The following is a 14955-nucleotide window of genomic DNA, read 5'->3' as shown; positions in this document are numbered from 1 at the left end:
GTCGTTGATTTGAAAAGTACAAAGTTACTTCCAGATCAACGACTTGTTACTACAAGGATACCCGTTTTAACTTTCTATAGGAATATAAAGTTCTGTCTTTAGTTTCCCGGGCTCTGTCTTATCCGGATGATTCAGGTATTTTTCAAATCCGGGAGTCATTCCCAGGGTATATCCGCTTTCAGGCAACCATTTCCCATATATCGTATCATACACAACCCCCAAATCAGCATAAGGTCCCTGATAAGAGAAAACGGCATATTTACCACCTTCGATACATTTTACGCCGACTTCTCCTTTGGCTACAGCCGGTTTCCGGACAACCAGGCATACATCTGTTCTCAACTTATCCGCTTCCGTCACTTTGGGATCGTCATGATACACACAAAGATGCTCTATGCCGGCAGAAAACAATTTGTGCTCTTTTACAAAAGCCCATAAACGGGTCCAGGCACCGGCATAGTCGATATTCATATAAGCACCGGTCAACCGGAGATAGATCACACTTTTCGGCTCCATCTCTATGATCTTGGGAGCTTTTAATTTTAAATCGGGATTCAATAAAACAGGTCTCATAATCGTATAATTTTTATTGTTACGGTAATCATTCGGCGTAATGGCATAATATTGCCGGAAAACTTTCGATAAAGAGGATGGTGCATCGTAACCAACCCGCCAGGCAATTTCCTGAACCGGGAGTTCCGTATACCGCAACAAACGGGCAGCGGTCTCCAACCTCATCCGTACAATAAAGGCACCGATCGGCTCACCCAAAAAAGCTTTTAATATACGATGAAAATGGCAGGGGGAAAAATGAGACATTTCTGCCAAGAATCCCAAATCAATCGTTTCATCCAAATGATTGTTGATGTATTCAACGATTATATTGATTCGTCTTTGATATTCTTCTCTGGTAGATTGTTTAGGTTGCATACACTCTCTTTTTATTTCGAAACAAAAATACAGGATGTAACCTATCCTCTCTTTTCCGATCTTGCTATCTTAAAAAAATGATATGATATTTTTATCTCTGGAAATGATTTAAAAAAACAGAAAACAACCCGGGGTTCATAAAAAGCGGAAAGATAAAGCCGTAAACGGCTCCGTAAAAGTGGGCATTATGATTGATGTTGTCCCCACCCCGCTTAGCCATATACTGACAATAAATCAGATAAACCACCCCGAAAAGAATTCCCGGAACAGGTATTACCGCAAACAATAGTATCTTATCCCACGGATTCAGGAATATGGAGGTAAACAAAATGGCCGAAACAGCACCCGACGCCCCGATAGAACGATACCAGGAAGCATTGCGATAGCGTATCAAATCCGGAACGGATGCTATCACCATCGCACCGAAGTAAAGCAACAGATAATATCCCGTTCCCCAATCTGCGACCTCAAATACCTTCTCAATATAAGTACCGAATGACCAATACGTAAACATATTCACGAAGAGATGTGTTCCGTCGGCATGCACGAAGCCATGCGTAATAACACGGTACCATTCGTGAGCGTGGACAACCCGGTAAGGATTAAGCGCCAATTTCTCAAATAACTGCCGGTTATTGAAGCACAGGAAAGATACCACAACCGTAATGGCAATAATAGCATAAGTTACCATCGTTTCAAATTTTGTATTTCTACAAAGTTTATAAAAATTATCCTGGCAAAAAAATCTGCCGTAAACAAAAGTGCATTATTCCGCATTCATCCGGTCTAACGCATCTTTCAAACGCTTATGCGTTTCTGCATCTCCCCCATACAAAACGAAACGCACAATTCCCTTTTTATCGATGATTAAATCGACAGGAAATGCCGTAAGGTGATTGTCATCTAAAAACTGTTTTCCTTCCGTCAACTGCGTAAAATGAAAAGGTGTATTTTCTACAATCTCTTTTATTTCCCGGGAAGTATTGGGAGAAATAGCCCAAAACTGGTAATCGGGATAGTTTTTCATCAATTCATTTAAAGCCGGCATCTCCTTTTTACAAGGTCTGCAAGAGATTTTCCAGGTATTGATCAATGTTACCTTCCCTTTCAGATCTGAATTTTTCCAGACTTTTCCCGAAGGATCCGGCAAAGCAAAATCCGGAAATGGCTTCCCGACGAAAAAAGCAGAGAGCTGTTGTTCATACTGAGCTTTATACGTCCGTGCAGCTTGCTTAAATTGAGCCGTATCTATCACCGTGCGCCCCTGCGCATCCTTTTTCACCTCTATCTTTATGTTAGGCATCCGAAAAGTATCAGCAACAAACAAATCCGCAGGCATATCGACGGTTTGTCTTATTCCGTTCATCCCGGAAATCATTTCATCCGGTAAACGATTCCCGGTCACCCGGGTCACAAATACGAATCCACAAAATACCGGCAATAAAAAACATATCCCCGCTTTTCATAAATCTGGTTATTACAGTTAAACAATATAAACTACCTTAAAGAAATTTTTCAAATCCTTCGGCATATTTGGTCAATGTAACATCTATCACCTGATAATCGGCTATCCCTTTATAATAAAAAGGATCCTCTTTTATGATTTCATTCACTTCTGCCTCACTAACCGCATTACAAAGAATACAACCTCCGGTACGCGGGTTTCTCCTTCCTGAGAAAATAAATTTACGAAGAGCATAATATTTATCCAAATACGCCCTGTGCGCGTCCAGATTTTCCTCCACATCCCGAAGAGTTTTTTTATAATTGACTAACAATACAAACATCACACAATAATATAAACCACAGAATTAACTCATATACACAAACAAAAAAAGGGCTTTATAAAGCCCTTTTTCATCATTTCTTCTCGTACAACTTCGCCCAGTTTTTATATTCCCGGTCTTTCCAGGCGTTACTGTGATATACATAACTGGCGATCAGCGGAATAACTGTCGTACCTTCTGCATATACCATCTGTTCGTAAGTTACGTCTACCTTACCCCAGGAACAAGCTTCTTTCAAAGTAGAAGAAGAACAGGCTCCGTCACGCACATCTGCTACCGTAATCTGTACGGCATATTTGTGCATCGGTACTTCGTGACCTAAAATTTCAGCACATACAACTGTATCCTGAGCAAAATTTTTCGGCGTACCGCCACCGATCATAAACAAACCGGTTGTCGGGGCATTCATTTTAATCATCGTCAATTCGATAAAATCTTTTACAGAATCGATCGACAAATGTTTATCCGGATGTTCCCATTGGTGTTTGCCGATACCGAAACCGGCACTGCAATCTGAAAATGCCGGACAGAAAATGGGCACTCCGCATTCGTAGCATGTCTGAATCAGGCTATCCTTTTTCTTGGAATGTTTGGTCAGCCATTTACCGATTTCCCATATAAACTCACGGGAAGAATACGGACGCGGCTCTAAATTATTAGCAATCTCATAAGTCGTATGATCGCAAACCTGCAATTCTTCTTCATCGATAAATGTATCGTAGATACGGTCGATATACAAATCTCTCAACTGCATGTCAGGAACGTCCTGATGTCCCTTGTAGTGCTTAAAGCCCAAAGCTTCAAACAAATCCATATCGATGATGGAAGCTCCGGTAGCCACCACAACATCTATCATCTTGTTGCGGACCATATCCACATAAACCTGCATACATCCGGCTGCACTCGTACTACCGGCAATGGTAAGAATATTAGTACACTCTTTTTCCTTCACCATTTTCATCAGGATATCGGCAGCACGGGCCGTATCGCGGGAGGTGAATGACATATCGCGCATAGCGTCAATCAACTGGGTTGAGTCGTAAGACTTAATGTCGATGTGCTTAATCGTGTCTTTTAATAAATCTTTCTTTTCCATTTTTATATTTAAACAATGTAAGGTACAGATATGAGGACCTTACTGACTCAATCAGATTAATGTATAGCATCCGGCAACAACGTCACCCCTTCCGGATGAGACTGGATTTACAGATCATCGATTATTGAATTTCATACTCAAAATCTGATAAATCAATTTAGATGCCAGAAAATCCGGGGCTTTATTCGTTTCATTCGGACACAATTCCACAACATCCAGACCGATGATATTGTGACGTTCATTGATCAGTTTCAAAAAATTCATCACTTCCCGATAGGTCAAACCGTCCGGTTCAGGCGTACCGGTCGAAGGCATGTACGCCGGATCAAAAACATCCAGGTCTATCGTCACATAAACATTATCACTCAACTTTTCAGATACATCGTACATCCAGTTCGAAGACTCTTTAATTTCATGTGCATAAAAAATCCGGTCCGGATCGATGTTGTGTTTTTCTTCAATACAGGAACTGCGGATTCCCACCTGAGCCACAGACGCCATTTCTTTAGCGCGTGCCATAATACAGGCATGATTGTGATCGGACCCTTCGTATGAGTCACGCATATCCGAATGTGCATCTAGTTGTAACACCGAAAAATCTTCATAATGCTTGGCAAAAGCACGGATAGAACCGATACTGACAGAATGTTCCCCACCCAACAAAACCGGAAATTTCTTATCTTTCAGAAGGGTATCCACCTGCATTTCAACGGCATCCGACATGGCTTCCGGAGAAGAGGACTCGGTTACCGGGTCCAGAGTAGCTATTCCCTGCGTATAAACTTCCGAATCCGTTTCAATATCATACAATTCCATGTTAGCAGAAGCTTCCAAAATAGCGTCCGGCCCCTTATCAGCACCCTTCAGCCAGGTACTGGTACCGTCATAAGGAACAGGCAACACTACAATTTTAGCATCTTTGTAGCTTGTAAATTCATTATCCAATCCTCCGTAATTCTGTTTTTCCATATCCATTACTTTTATAAATAAAGTCCGACAATCGCTAACCATCAAAATCTCTACGACTTACAGACCAAATAACGATACAAAACTACGCTATTTAATTGAATTTAAAAACGACTGTGTAAAAAAATTCAGAATAGATACGCTATCCCCCGAAATATTTCGGTAAAAATACCGGTCGAATCTTAGAAATTCACTTGAAAACCGACACCCAAAACCTCCTTGAACTGGAGGCGTGGTCCCTTGGAACCGTCTTTTTGTACGATTTTCGTATCGTTATCATAAATCATATTTGTGGAAATATTGGCAGAGAACCATTTATTCACTTTCATATTTAACAACACATCCCAACGGACATCCACATTTTTTGTATCTTCCAGATAATTTGAGAAAAAATCAACCCGGGAATAAATTGTCATATTTTTCATGAATTCATAATTTACCTCTAGCTTCAAATTACCTCCCATCTCCGAGAACAAATGCTCTCCGGGCTTTACTCCATAAGCTCCTTGTTCAGAAAGCACATCGCTGGTAACAAACGTTCCTCTCCACGATATCGCCGATAAAGTTGCCGTAAAATAAACCTTCGGATTCCAGGTCAGACCAAGACCTCCCATCAAATAACCGGGTGCCATAAAGCGGGAAATCAATACTCTCGGGTCCGGCTTATAGTCATAACCTTTTGCAAACTGCGAATTAAAACTCACCATACTGCTGACATACAAACTTTTTGTCAGCCCATAACCATAGGTTGAAGAAATATAAATTTTATCATTCGTCTTTTTCGATCCGTCTGTTTCTGTCCGGTTCAACCCGTAAGCCAGCTCCAGACGATTTTGCCAAAGATGTTTTGCTTTTTTATAGTCTGCATTGTATGCAAACTGTACATTAAAACCGATAGCGTCCTCACCTCCCGCCGACCAATTGCTGAGACTGACCTGCGATAAAGTCAAAGCCGACATTCCGGAGAGGGACCAACTGGAATCTTTTTTGACAGTCTCTTCTCCCCGAAGAGACAAACACACCGTATTCAACACCAAACAAACGATTATTAATTTTCTCATAACTGATTTATTTATAAGATTTAGCTAAAAAACTGCCTATGCAGCTTAATCATTTATGAGACAAAATTAAGGTTTATTTGTTATTTTTTACAATGATATTTTTTAAATCTTCGATAGCCTCGTCTTTATCAATACGCAGAACGACACGGTCCAACATGATCCATTCTCCATGTACCATGGAAGAACGAATATTTTTACTGTTCATGGCATAAACGACAGCCGAGTAATCGTTATATACTGGTATCATATTACTGGCAGCTATATTCACCGTTATCAGGTCGGCACTTTTTCCGACTTCCAAAGAACCGGTTACATCCTCCAAACCCAATGCCCGGGCTCCGTTTATAGTTGCCATTCGTAAAGCCTGCGCAGCATTTACTGCTTCCGGGTCATAATGCATGGCTTTAGGAAGTAAAGCTGCAAAACGCATTTCTTCCACCATATCCAACGTATTGTTACTGGCCGTACCGTCGGTACCGATACCGACCGTTATACCTGCCTTCAAATAAGTATCCGTATCGGCAATTCCACTGGCCAGCTTCAAATTACTTTTCGGACAATGGCCGATAGAAGTCCCGCATTCTGCCATCAGTCGCACCTCACGGGCATTCAACCATACACAATGCGCAGCAATAACGTTCCGGTCGAGCAGGCCGATCGAATACAAGTATTCGGCAGGAGGCATTCCGGTACGGGCAGTAATATCTTCGACTTCTTTCCGGGTCTCCGCAACATGAATTTGCAGCAAAGTAGTATAACGATCGGCCAGACATTTAGCTTTCTGTAAAGTTTCTTTCGAACAGGTATAGGGAGCATGCACCGTAACAGAAGGATGAATAAGAGGATCTCCCTGCCATTCCCGAATCAGTTTCTCGGATATTGCCAGTCCCTCATCTACAGACTTAAAGCTGGAGGTCGGGAAATCGATAACCGACTCGTTCATAACACCCCGTATTCCAGCCTTTCTAGCCTCGTCCGCAATCACATCCTCAAAAAAATACATATCGTTAAAACAAGTCGTTCCCGACTTGATCATTTCCACAAAAGCCAAACGGGTAGCGATCCTTACATTTTCAGGCGTCACCAATCTGGCTTCCGCCGGAAAAATATGTTCCGTCAACCAGGTATGCAAAGGCAAATCGTCTGCGTATCCCCGCAACATCGTCATCGGCACATGTGTATGTGTATTCACAAATCCCGGCATTACCAACATGCCTCGAACATCCTTTATTTCTCCCGGAAAATTCTCTACATGACATTCTTCCATCGGGCCGATAGCCTCAATCTTTCCGTCTTTAATCCGGATATATCCGTCAGCAATAACATCCATGCCGGCATTCATCGTCAGTATCCGGGCATTACAGATTAATTTTTCCATTCAGTCTTTCTTTTGATACCTTAACAAAGGTACATAAATTACAGACATTCCCCCGCCATTTCCCTACTTTTGGTTTAAATTTATAACTTTGCCCGCCAAACTAAAAGACCATGAAAAGACCGTATCTGAAGCCCCTTTACATTCTCATATTATTACCCTTATTGGGGTATGGTTGCAAAACCGCAAAAAAAGAATACCAACCTGCTTACGCCTTGAACATCGTATATTTTTTACCCAAAGACAAACTACCGATAGAAAACTACCGGCAACGGTTAAGCGATATCCTGCTTTATACACAGGATTTCTACCGCCAAGGGATGAAAAATAACGGTTTCGGAGATAAAACCTTCGGACTTCGAAAAGATTCCGACGGGAAAGTAAAGATATCAGTCATTCCGGCACAGCAGAATGCAGACTATTACCCATATGAAGGAGGTGGATGGAAAGCGGTCCGGGAAATCGACGCCTGGTTCGCAGAACACCCGGAAGAAAAAAGCAGCGAACATACTCTTGTTTTTATGCCGACCATCACGGAAGATACAAATCCGGGCGGGGTTCCTTTTTACGGACTGGGTAAAATTTGTTTTGCCTTGGATTATAAATATTTTGATTTAAAACACCTGGGAGATCCGCTGTTAGCCAAATGGTTGGGCGGCATGGCCCATGAACTCGGGCATGGCCTGAATTTACCCCACAACAGCGAAACAGTATCCACGCGGCAAAGTCACGGTACAGCCCTCATGGGGAACGGTAACTACACATTAAGTATAAAACCGACCTTCCTGACAAAAGCCAGTTGTGGGATTCTCAACAATTGTCAGGTATTTTCTTCCGTTAAGCAAGACTTTTATTCCCAACCGGATACGGCGGGCCCTGTCATCCGGAACTTACACATCGAATTCAAGGAACATACCATAGATATTCGTAGCGGATTCAATATACCGCTTCCGTTTAACGGCATCAATATTTATTACGACAATGCACCCTACGGGGAAGTAAACACGGACTACGATGCAGAATCATTCTTTGTAAAACCACAGCAACAAGACAGCCTCGCTTTCCGTATTCCGAAAAACGAACTTTTTAACTTTGCAGGAGCGGATTTTCAAATCAGAATTATTTTTCTTTGCACCAATGGCTCCACATATTACATCACAGTTCCTTTCAACAAAAACTCCCCGGCAGATTTTCATTTTATCAAAAAAACAGAACTAAATAAATCAAAATGGTCTGTAACGGCATCAGATATGCAACCCGACTCTCCAGTTTCAAATATTTTAGATGGAAATATCCAAACCTTTTGGCATTCATCCTGGTTTCCTTATAAAAAAGATTTTCCGCACAACCTGACCATTACGCTGGACAAAACACAAAAAATCCGGGGTCTAACCTTTACGCAACGAAATAATTTACACGGAGCGATAAAAGAAATCCTTATTCGTATCCGTACAAAAGGAAAATGGAAAAAGATCGGGTTATACACCCTCAAAGCCGAACACTTCCAAGAAATTGATTTTCCACAACCCGAAAACGTAGAAGCATTTTCGATAGATATTCTATCCAATCATACAGAAAATGATCCGAAAATTGCAACGTTGGCTGAAATCGGAGCATACTAAAACGCAACAACATGAGAAATACACAGCAACAGGACCTGCAACTGAAACAGGAACGACTTCAGAAAGCCATACGAAATGCAAAAGCAGACGGCTGTTTAGTAAGTACAAATATCAACCTGTACTACCTCTGCGGTTGTGTATATAACGGCTATTTTTATATGCCGGCAGAAGGAGAACCTCACTTTTTTGTCAAACGTCCGAACGATTTTTCCGGTAAAAATATCCACAATATCCGAAAACCCGAACAACTGCCGGACTTATTCAAAGCCGCCGGTATACCCCTGCCGGAACATCTCCTGCTGGAAGCCGATGAGTTAAGTTATACCGAATATATACGGCTTCAACACATCTTCAATCCCCGGATAACAAGTAATGCCACCCGTTTGCTCCGGGAATTGAGAACCATCAAAACACCATGGGAAATCGGACAAATGCGGATAACGGCAAAAGCCCATGCTTTGACATACAGTCAGATCCCCGAATGCTACCGACCGGGCATGACTGATTTGGAATTACAATACGAAATTGAATACCGGATGCGAAAAAACGGCTCGGTCGGTTTTTTCAGGGCATTCGGGAACAACATGGAAATCTTTATGGGGAGTCTTTTGGCCGGAGAAAATGCAGAAATACCTTCTCCTTTCGATTTTGCGCTCGGAGGAGCAGGTATACATCCCTCTTCACCTCTGGGAGCCAACGGAACGCTTTTAACTCCGGGGACTTCTGTCATGATCGATATGTCCGGAAACTACACGGCTTATCAAACAGACATGACCCGGGTATATGCCATCGGGAAACTACCGGAAAAAGCTTATAAGGCCCATGAAACATCCCAGCAGATACAAGAGAAAATAATCGGTATGGCCCGCCCCGGAACCCCCTGTAGCCAAATATATAAAATAGCAGAAGAAATTGCTGTCCAAGCCGGTCTCTCGGCAAATTTTATGGGAACCCGGCAAAAAGCCAAATTCGTAGGCCACGGTGTCGGATTACAAATCAATGAACCGCCGGTATTGACTCCGCGATCTGTAGAAATACTGTCCCCCGGCATGACATTCGCATTGGAGCCTAAATTCGTCATTCCGGGAACCGGAGCCGTAGGAATCGAAAATACATTCTTGGTCACAGAAAACGGATTAGAAAAAATAACCCGGTTTCCGGAAGATATTGTAGAACTGACAAAATAAAATTAACCTTTTTTTTTATTTCCCGTTTATATCTGAAAAAAAGATATGAAACGGACATTTATAATTCTATGCATTTTTCTATCCATAGCATGGTACGGATATTCCAGTGATAGTCTAAAATTTACGGCTATTCCGGAAAAACTGGAATTATTCGTCAATCAAAAAACCGATCCCTATACAATTCACGTCGAATATACATTGAATATTCCTCAGGGATTTATCGGGGACAAACAACGTTTAATCTATATTCCCCGTTTTACAACGCCTGAACACGAATATTTACTTCAACCCCTTGTAATCACCGGAGAAAAATTCCGGGAAAAAGACAGCCGGACTCAATTACCGGAAGAAGATCAGACAGCCCTCGCTAAAGCACGGAAAATTCAATATACAAGAAAGGCTATGCAGATCAAGATCAATGAAGATGTTCCTTTTCAACTCTGGATGCCGCAGGCCCGTTTGACCGCAACCAGTGTGTTACAAAGCCGGAAAAGCGAACAGACTTTCACTCAAATACTGGCTGAAGGAATCGTTTATTTGCCTTTAGGCCCCGGTCCGGTAAAAGTCAAATATGTAAAAAAAGAAGTCTCCATAGAGAAAAATACCGATTTCCGTTTTTTATACCCGGCAAATGTATCTTATCTGCGTCCGGAGTTCTCGGACAATTCCTCTCAATTGAAAAAAATGAACAATTTCCTACAACAGATTTCAAACAATCCGGATTATAAAATAGAGCAAATCGTCATTACCAGCTATTGTTCTCCTGACGGTTCCTATACTTACAACCAACGGTTAGCCAATAAAAGAGTACTCAATTTCATCCACGATTTGGGATTTCCGGACATGAAAATTGAATTCAAAACAGTTCCTTACGATTGGCAAGGCCTGGCAGCAGCAGTTGAAAAATCAAATCTTTCCGACAAAACGACCGTTCTTTCCATCATCCGGAGCAACCGTAACGATATACAACGGATTAGCGCACTCCGGCAATCCCACAATTACCACTATCTCCTTACTTACATATATCCCCGGCTACAACGTACTGTTTGTGACATACAGTATACAATCAAAGAAATGCAAACTGTACCTGTCCCGGAATAAACACATGAATCAACTGTAATTCAAAATATCCCTATCAGCATTTATGGTAACCACACAAATACCTGACGGACTCCCCAAGCCCCAACGTAAATGGGCGATGACAGCAATTGCCATCGGTATCTCTGTCGCCGTACTGGACGGTGCCATTGCCAATGTAGCTCTGCCGACCATCGCCCAGGACCTGAATGTGAACCCGGCCAGTTCGATATGGGTGGTCAATGCCTTTCAACTAGCGGTTACAATTTCCTTATTGGCTTTCTCTTCATTGGGCGACCTCTGGGGATATAAAAAAGTATACGTCGGCGGCCTGTTACTATTCAGCATCACTTCACTGATCTGCGCCCTGTCCGACTCTTTCTGGACACTCGTCCTTGCCCGTGGCCTGCAAGGATTCGGTGCTGCAGCCATCACCAGCGTAAATACGGCCTTATTGCGCATCATTTATCCGGGCCGGCTTCTTCCCCGGGGAATGGGTACCAACGCCCTCATCATCGCCGTTGCTGCCGCAGCCGGCCCGACCGTTGCAGCAGGAATCCTCTCGGTAGCACCCTGGCCCTGGCTATTTGCCATTAACGTCCCTATCGGATTGACGGCCTTTATTCTAAGTGCCAAGTTTTTACCCCACAATCCGGTAAAAGTCGAAGGACAACGTTTCGACGTTCCGAGTGCCATTCTCAACGCATTAACTTTCGGCCTCCTGATTTCATGCATTGACGGATTCGCTCACGATATCCGTCTGTATATCCTGATTCCCGGAATTCTAGTTATGCTCTCTTTCGGATACTTCTTCATCCGGAGACAATTGCATCATCCGTTTCCCCTGCTTCCGGTCGATCTCATGAAAAACCGGACATTCTCGCTTTCAGTCGTCACTTCCGTCGTTGCTTTCATCGCTCAAATGCTGGCTCTGGTATCCGTACCTTTCTTCTTTCAACGGATATTACACCTCAATGAAGTGGAAACCGGACTTTTACTGACACCCTGGCCCATTGCCACTATGATTTCCGCTCCATTGGCAGGCCGGCTCATGAGTCGTATGAATGCAGGGCTATTGGGAGGCATCGGTCTCGCCATTTTCGGTGCAGCCCTCTTTCTGCTGGGAAACATCCCGGATCATCCCACCAACTTCGACATTATATGGCGGATGGTATTGGGAGGCATCGGTTTCGGAACTTTCTTAACACCCAACAACAGTACTATCATCGCCTCAGCTCCCCCTAACCGCAGTGGAGGAGCCAGCGGTATGCTGGGCATGGCCAGGCTCTTAGGACAAACCATAGGAGCAGCGGCAGCAGCCATTATGTTTGCCGTTTTCCCTACAAACGGAATGCGGATTTCTTTGACTTTCGGAGCCGGATTTGCTATTCTGTCCGCCATTATTAGCAGCCTCCGAAGAAAAAAGACCTAAAATTATTTTGAGTTTTCAAAGTTTTTCACTTGCTTTGCTTCCACATTTCAGAAAAAAAGCATGAAACAGATGTTAAATATATGGTGGTGGCGTAATTCATTTGTCAAAACAGGTGGATGGGCGTAGCTATTGTATTTAATTAAATAGTCTAAAGACCGCAGGTAATCCGCCTGCGGTTTTTTATTTATCCGAATTTTTACACAAAAACAATAGAAACATTAAAATCACAGAATTATGGACACAAAAAACAAAAGATTTATCTTAACAGAAAGCGAAATTCCTACAACATGGTATAATATCGTGGCAGATATGAAAAACAAACCACGCCCGATTTTACACCCCGGAACCAAACAACCGATGAAAGCCGAAGATCTTTACCCGATTTTCGCCAAAGCCGTATCCGATCAGGAGATGAACCAGACCGATGCCTTTATCGAAATACCGGAAGCTGTTCGCGAAGAGTACAAAAAATATCGGTGTACCCCCCTCGTTCGCGCCTATGGCCTGGAAAAAGCACTGGATACTCCGGCTCACATCTATTTCAAAAACGAAAGCGTTAGTCCCGTAGGCTCTCACAAACTGAACTCGGCATTGGCACAAGCCTACTACTGTAAACAAGAAGGTATTACGAATATTACGACAGAAACCGGAGCCGGTCAATGGGGGGCTGCCCTATCTTATGCAGCCAAAGCATTCGGCCTGGAACTGGCTGTATACATGGTAAAAATCAGCTACGAGCAAAAACCTTACCGCCGTTCCATCATGCAAACTTTCGGCGCACAGGTAATTGCCTCCCCGAGCATGTCCACCAAAGCAGGAAGACAGATACTGACCGAACATCCTTATCACCAGGGAAGTCTGGGAACAGCAATCTCGGAAGCCATCGAACTGGCGACACAAACCCCGAACTGTAAATACACCCTGGGAAGTGTACTCAACCATGTATCGCTCCACCAGACTGTCATCGGACTGGAAGCCGAAAAACAGATGGAAATGGCCGGCGAATACCCGGATATTGTCATCGGATGCTTCGGCGGAGGTTCTAATTTCTCCGGCATCTCTTTTCCCTTTATGCGGCACACCATTCTGGAAGGACGTCAAACCCGCTTTATCGCAGCAGAACCGGCTTCCTGTCCCAAACTCACCCGGGGTATACTCCAATACGATTTCGGGGATGAAGCCGGCTATACCCCCCTGTTGCCGATGTTTACCCTCGGCCATGACTTTGCACCTGCCAACATTCATGCAGGCGGATTACGGTATCACGGAGCCGGAACCATCGTCAGCCAACTGAAAGAAGACGGATACATGGAAGCCGTAGACATTCCGCAATTGGAATCTTTCAAAGCAGGAACACTCTTTGCCCAGGCAGAAGGCATCATTCCCGCACCGGAATCCTGTCATGCCATTGCATCCACTATCCGTGAAGCTTTAAAAGCCAAAGAAGAAGGGGTAAGGAAAACGATACTTTTCAATCTCTCCGGCCACGGCCTGATCGACATGGCAGCGTACGACCAATACAATGCCGGCAATCTCGTCAACTACGAACTACCGGACTCTACCATTCATGAAAGTATCGACAAATTGGAAAAGTTAATCTGAAATTACAAAAATCAGAAAAGCAAAGGGGGCATAATAGAAACTGCCCCCTTTTTCATTCAACGCCCCGGGCTCCGCCCGAAGTAGATATCATTTACAGGAATCTATAAACTTACAAAATAAAGGTAACATTTCACCAGAAGCAACCAACATCATTTCCGGATGCCATTGTATGCCCAATACGAAAGATTTTTCATCCGATTGCACAGCCTCGACGATACCGTCAGAAGCAACGGCAACTACCCGCAATCCTTTTCCCAACTCTTTAATAGATTGATGATGAAAACTGTTCACCCACAACTGATGTCCGAACAAACTACCGGGGATAGAATCTTCCGTCAGGGCAACAGCATGAAACCGATCGCCCCGGGGAGCAATCTGACTATGCAACATGACCGGAAACGGCACCTCGCTCATGTCCTGGTACAAAGTACCTCCCAAAGCGACATTCAACAATTGAGCCCCGCGGCAAATCGCTAATAAAGGCTTATCCGTCTTCAATATCTCCGACACAAGTAACAATTGCAGCTGATCAAGCCCGGTATTGACAGCTTCCAGTTTAGGATGCGGCGTACATCCGTACAGAAGCGGATTAATATCCCCGCCACCCGAAAGAATAAACCCATGACACAAGCGGACATATTCCTGTATAGCCTCCAAACCGGATACCGGGGGTAAAAGCAGAGGAATTCCTCCGGACTTTTCAACCGCTTCGATATAGTCCTTATTGACATATACCTGTTCCATGCCGATGAATTTACCTCCATCCACCGTCCGGAAATTCGTACTGATACCTATCAAAGGTTGCATACAATATATAAAT

At 43.4% G+C, this 14955-nt stretch carries 14 protein-coding genes; 5 read left to right on the top strand and 9 right to left on the bottom strand.

Annotated elements, in window-relative coordinates:
* Window positions 1-66 precede the first annotated feature (66 nt).
* The 8 genes from BN8908_RS15040 to BN8908_RS15005 all read right to left on the bottom strand — a co-directional run bounded on the left by BN8908_RS15040 (window position 67) and on the right by BN8908_RS15005 (window position 7218).
* Window positions 67-930 (bottom strand): AraC family transcriptional regulator, encoded by an 864-nt coding sequence (locus tag BN8908_RS15040; RefSeq protein WP_021987822.1) that lies wholly within the window; start codon window positions 928-930, stop codon window positions 67-69.
* Between the two features lie 91 nt (window positions 931-1021).
* Complete coding sequence (locus BN8908_RS15035; RefSeq protein WP_021987821.1) at window positions 1022-1621, bottom strand: rhomboid family intramembrane serine protease; 600 nt, start codon at window positions 1619-1621, stop codon at window positions 1022-1024.
* Between the two features lie 75 nt (window positions 1622-1696).
* Window positions 1697-2296: a TlpA family protein disulfide reductase gene (locus BN8908_RS15030; RefSeq protein ID WP_161945886.1), complete on the bottom strand. Its 600-nt coding sequence runs from the start codon at window positions 2294-2296 to the stop codon at window positions 1697-1699.
* A gap of 136 nt (window positions 2297-2432) precedes the next feature.
* The gene (locus tag BN8908_RS15025) at window positions 2433-2717 is read right to left on the bottom strand and encodes a YciI family protein (RefSeq protein ID WP_021987819.1); all 285 of its coding nucleotides are present in this window, start codon (window positions 2715-2717) and stop codon (window positions 2433-2435) included.
* Between the two features lie 73 nt (window positions 2718-2790).
* Window positions 2791-3813, bottom strand: a complete 1023-nt coding sequence (locus BN8908_RS15020) for a 1,9-bis(guanidino)-5-aza-nonane synthase (RefSeq protein WP_021987818.1) — start codon at window positions 3811-3813, stop codon at window positions 2791-2793.
* A 114-nt stretch (window positions 3814-3927) separates the two neighbouring features.
* Complete coding sequence (gene speB / locus BN8908_RS15015; protein ID WP_021987817.1) at window positions 3928-4782, bottom strand: agmatinase; 855 nt, start codon at window positions 4780-4782, stop codon at window positions 3928-3930.
* A 179-nt stretch (window positions 4783-4961) separates the two neighbouring features.
* A complete protein-coding gene (locus BN8908_RS15010) occupies window positions 4962-5840 on the bottom strand; it encodes a DUF3078 domain-containing protein (RefSeq protein WP_021987816.1) in 879 nt (292 codons plus the stop codon).
* 73 nt (window positions 5841-5913) lie between these two features.
* A complete protein-coding gene (locus BN8908_RS15005) occupies window positions 5914-7218 on the bottom strand; it encodes an amidohydrolase family protein (protein WP_021987815.1) in 1305 nt (434 codons plus the stop codon).
* A gap of 110 nt (window positions 7219-7328) precedes the next feature.
* On the opposite strand from BN8908_RS15005, the gene BN8908_RS15000 reads away from it, so the two are divergent.
* From BN8908_RS15000 to BN8908_RS14980, 5 genes are all read left to right on the top strand, one after another.
* Window positions 7329-8837, top strand: coding sequence for a discoidin domain-containing protein (locus tag BN8908_RS15000; RefSeq protein WP_068691455.1), 1509 nt, complete (start codon window positions 7329-7331; stop codon window positions 8835-8837).
* A gap of 11 nt (window positions 8838-8848) precedes the next feature.
* On the top strand, window positions 8849-10024 hold the full coding sequence (locus BN8908_RS14995) for a M24 family metallopeptidase (RefSeq protein ID WP_068691453.1): 1176 nt from the start codon (window positions 8849-8851) through the stop codon (window positions 10022-10024).
* A gap of 45 nt (window positions 10025-10069) precedes the next feature.
* Entirely contained in the window at window positions 10070-11125 is a 1056-nt protein-coding gene (locus tag BN8908_RS14990; RefSeq protein ID WP_068691452.1) for an OmpA family protein, read from the top strand.
* A gap of 43 nt (window positions 11126-11168) precedes the next feature.
* Window positions 11169-12533, top strand: a complete 1365-nt coding sequence (locus tag BN8908_RS14985) for an MFS transporter (RefSeq protein WP_068691451.1) — start codon at window positions 11169-11171, stop codon at window positions 12531-12533.
* 234 nt (window positions 12534-12767) lie between these two features.
* Window positions 12768-14135, top strand: a complete 1368-nt coding sequence (locus BN8908_RS14980) for a TrpB-like pyridoxal phosphate-dependent enzyme (RefSeq protein WP_021987810.1) — start codon at window positions 12768-12770, stop codon at window positions 14133-14135.
* 87 nt (window positions 14136-14222) lie between these two features.
* On the opposite strand, the gene BN8908_RS14975 is transcribed toward BN8908_RS14980, so the two are convergent.
* A complete protein-coding gene (locus tag BN8908_RS14975; protein WP_068691449.1) occupies window positions 14223-14942 on the bottom strand; it encodes a gamma-glutamyl-gamma-aminobutyrate hydrolase family protein in 720 nt (239 codons plus the stop codon).
* Window positions 14943-14955: the final 13 nt, after the last annotated feature.

It is taken from the genome of Culturomica massiliensis (assembly GCF_900091655.1).
In the GTDB taxonomy this organism is placed as follows: Bacteria; Bacteroidota; Bacteroidia; order Bacteroidales; family Marinifilaceae; genus Culturomica; species Culturomica massiliensis.
This window is presented reverse-complemented; position numbering and strand designations above follow the sequence as displayed.

What these genes read in the sequence shown, in the direction of transcription:
- BN8908_RS15040 (WP_021987822.1), bottom strand. Translation starts at nt 930, where the DNA reads ATGCAACCTAAACAATCTACCAGAGAAGAATATCAAAGACGAATCAAT.
- BN8908_RS15035 (WP_021987821.1), bottom strand. Translation starts at nt 1,621, where the DNA reads ATGGTAACTTATGCTATTATTGCCATTACGGTTGTGGTATCTTTCCTG.
- BN8908_RS15030 (WP_161945886.1), bottom strand. Translation starts at nt 2,296, where the DNA reads ATGAACGGAATAAGACAAACCGTCGATATGCCTGCGGATTTGTTTGTT.
- BN8908_RS15025 (WP_021987819.1), bottom strand. Translation starts at nt 2,717, where the DNA reads ATGTTTGTATTGTTAGTCAATTATAAAAAAACTCTTCGGGATGTGGAG.
- BN8908_RS15020 (WP_021987818.1), bottom strand. Translation starts at nt 3,813, where the DNA reads ATGGAAAAGAAAGATTTATTAAAAGACACGATTAAGCACATCGACATT.
- speB (WP_021987817.1), bottom strand. Translation starts at nt 4,782, where the DNA reads ATGGAAAAACAGAATTACGGAGGATTGGATAATGAATTTACAAGCTAC.
- BN8908_RS15010 (WP_021987816.1), bottom strand. Translation starts at nt 5,840, where the DNA reads ATGAGAAAATTAATAATCGTTTGTTTGGTGTTGAATACGGTGTGTTTG.
- BN8908_RS15005 (WP_021987815.1), bottom strand. Translation starts at nt 7,218, where the DNA reads ATGGAAAAATTAATCTGTAATGCCCGGATACTGACGATGAATGCCGGC.
- BN8908_RS15000 (WP_068691455.1), top strand. Translation starts at nt 7,329, where the DNA reads ATGAAAAGACCGTATCTGAAGCCCCTTTACATTCTCATATTATTACCC.
- BN8908_RS14995 (WP_068691453.1), top strand. Translation starts at nt 8,849, where the DNA reads ATGAGAAATACACAGCAACAGGACCTGCAACTGAAACAGGAACGACTT.
- BN8908_RS14990 (WP_068691452.1), top strand. Translation starts at nt 10,070, where the DNA reads ATGAAACGGACATTTATAATTCTATGCATTTTTCTATCCATAGCATGG.
- BN8908_RS14985 (WP_068691451.1), top strand. Translation starts at nt 11,169, where the DNA reads ATGGTAACCACACAAATACCTGACGGACTCCCCAAGCCCCAACGTAAA.
- BN8908_RS14980 (WP_021987810.1), top strand. Translation starts at nt 12,768, where the DNA reads ATGGACACAAAAAACAAAAGATTTATCTTAACAGAAAGCGAAATTCCT.
- BN8908_RS14975 (WP_068691449.1), bottom strand. Translation starts at nt 14,942, where the DNA reads ATGCAACCTTTGATAGGTATCAGTACGAATTTCCGGACGGTGGATGGA.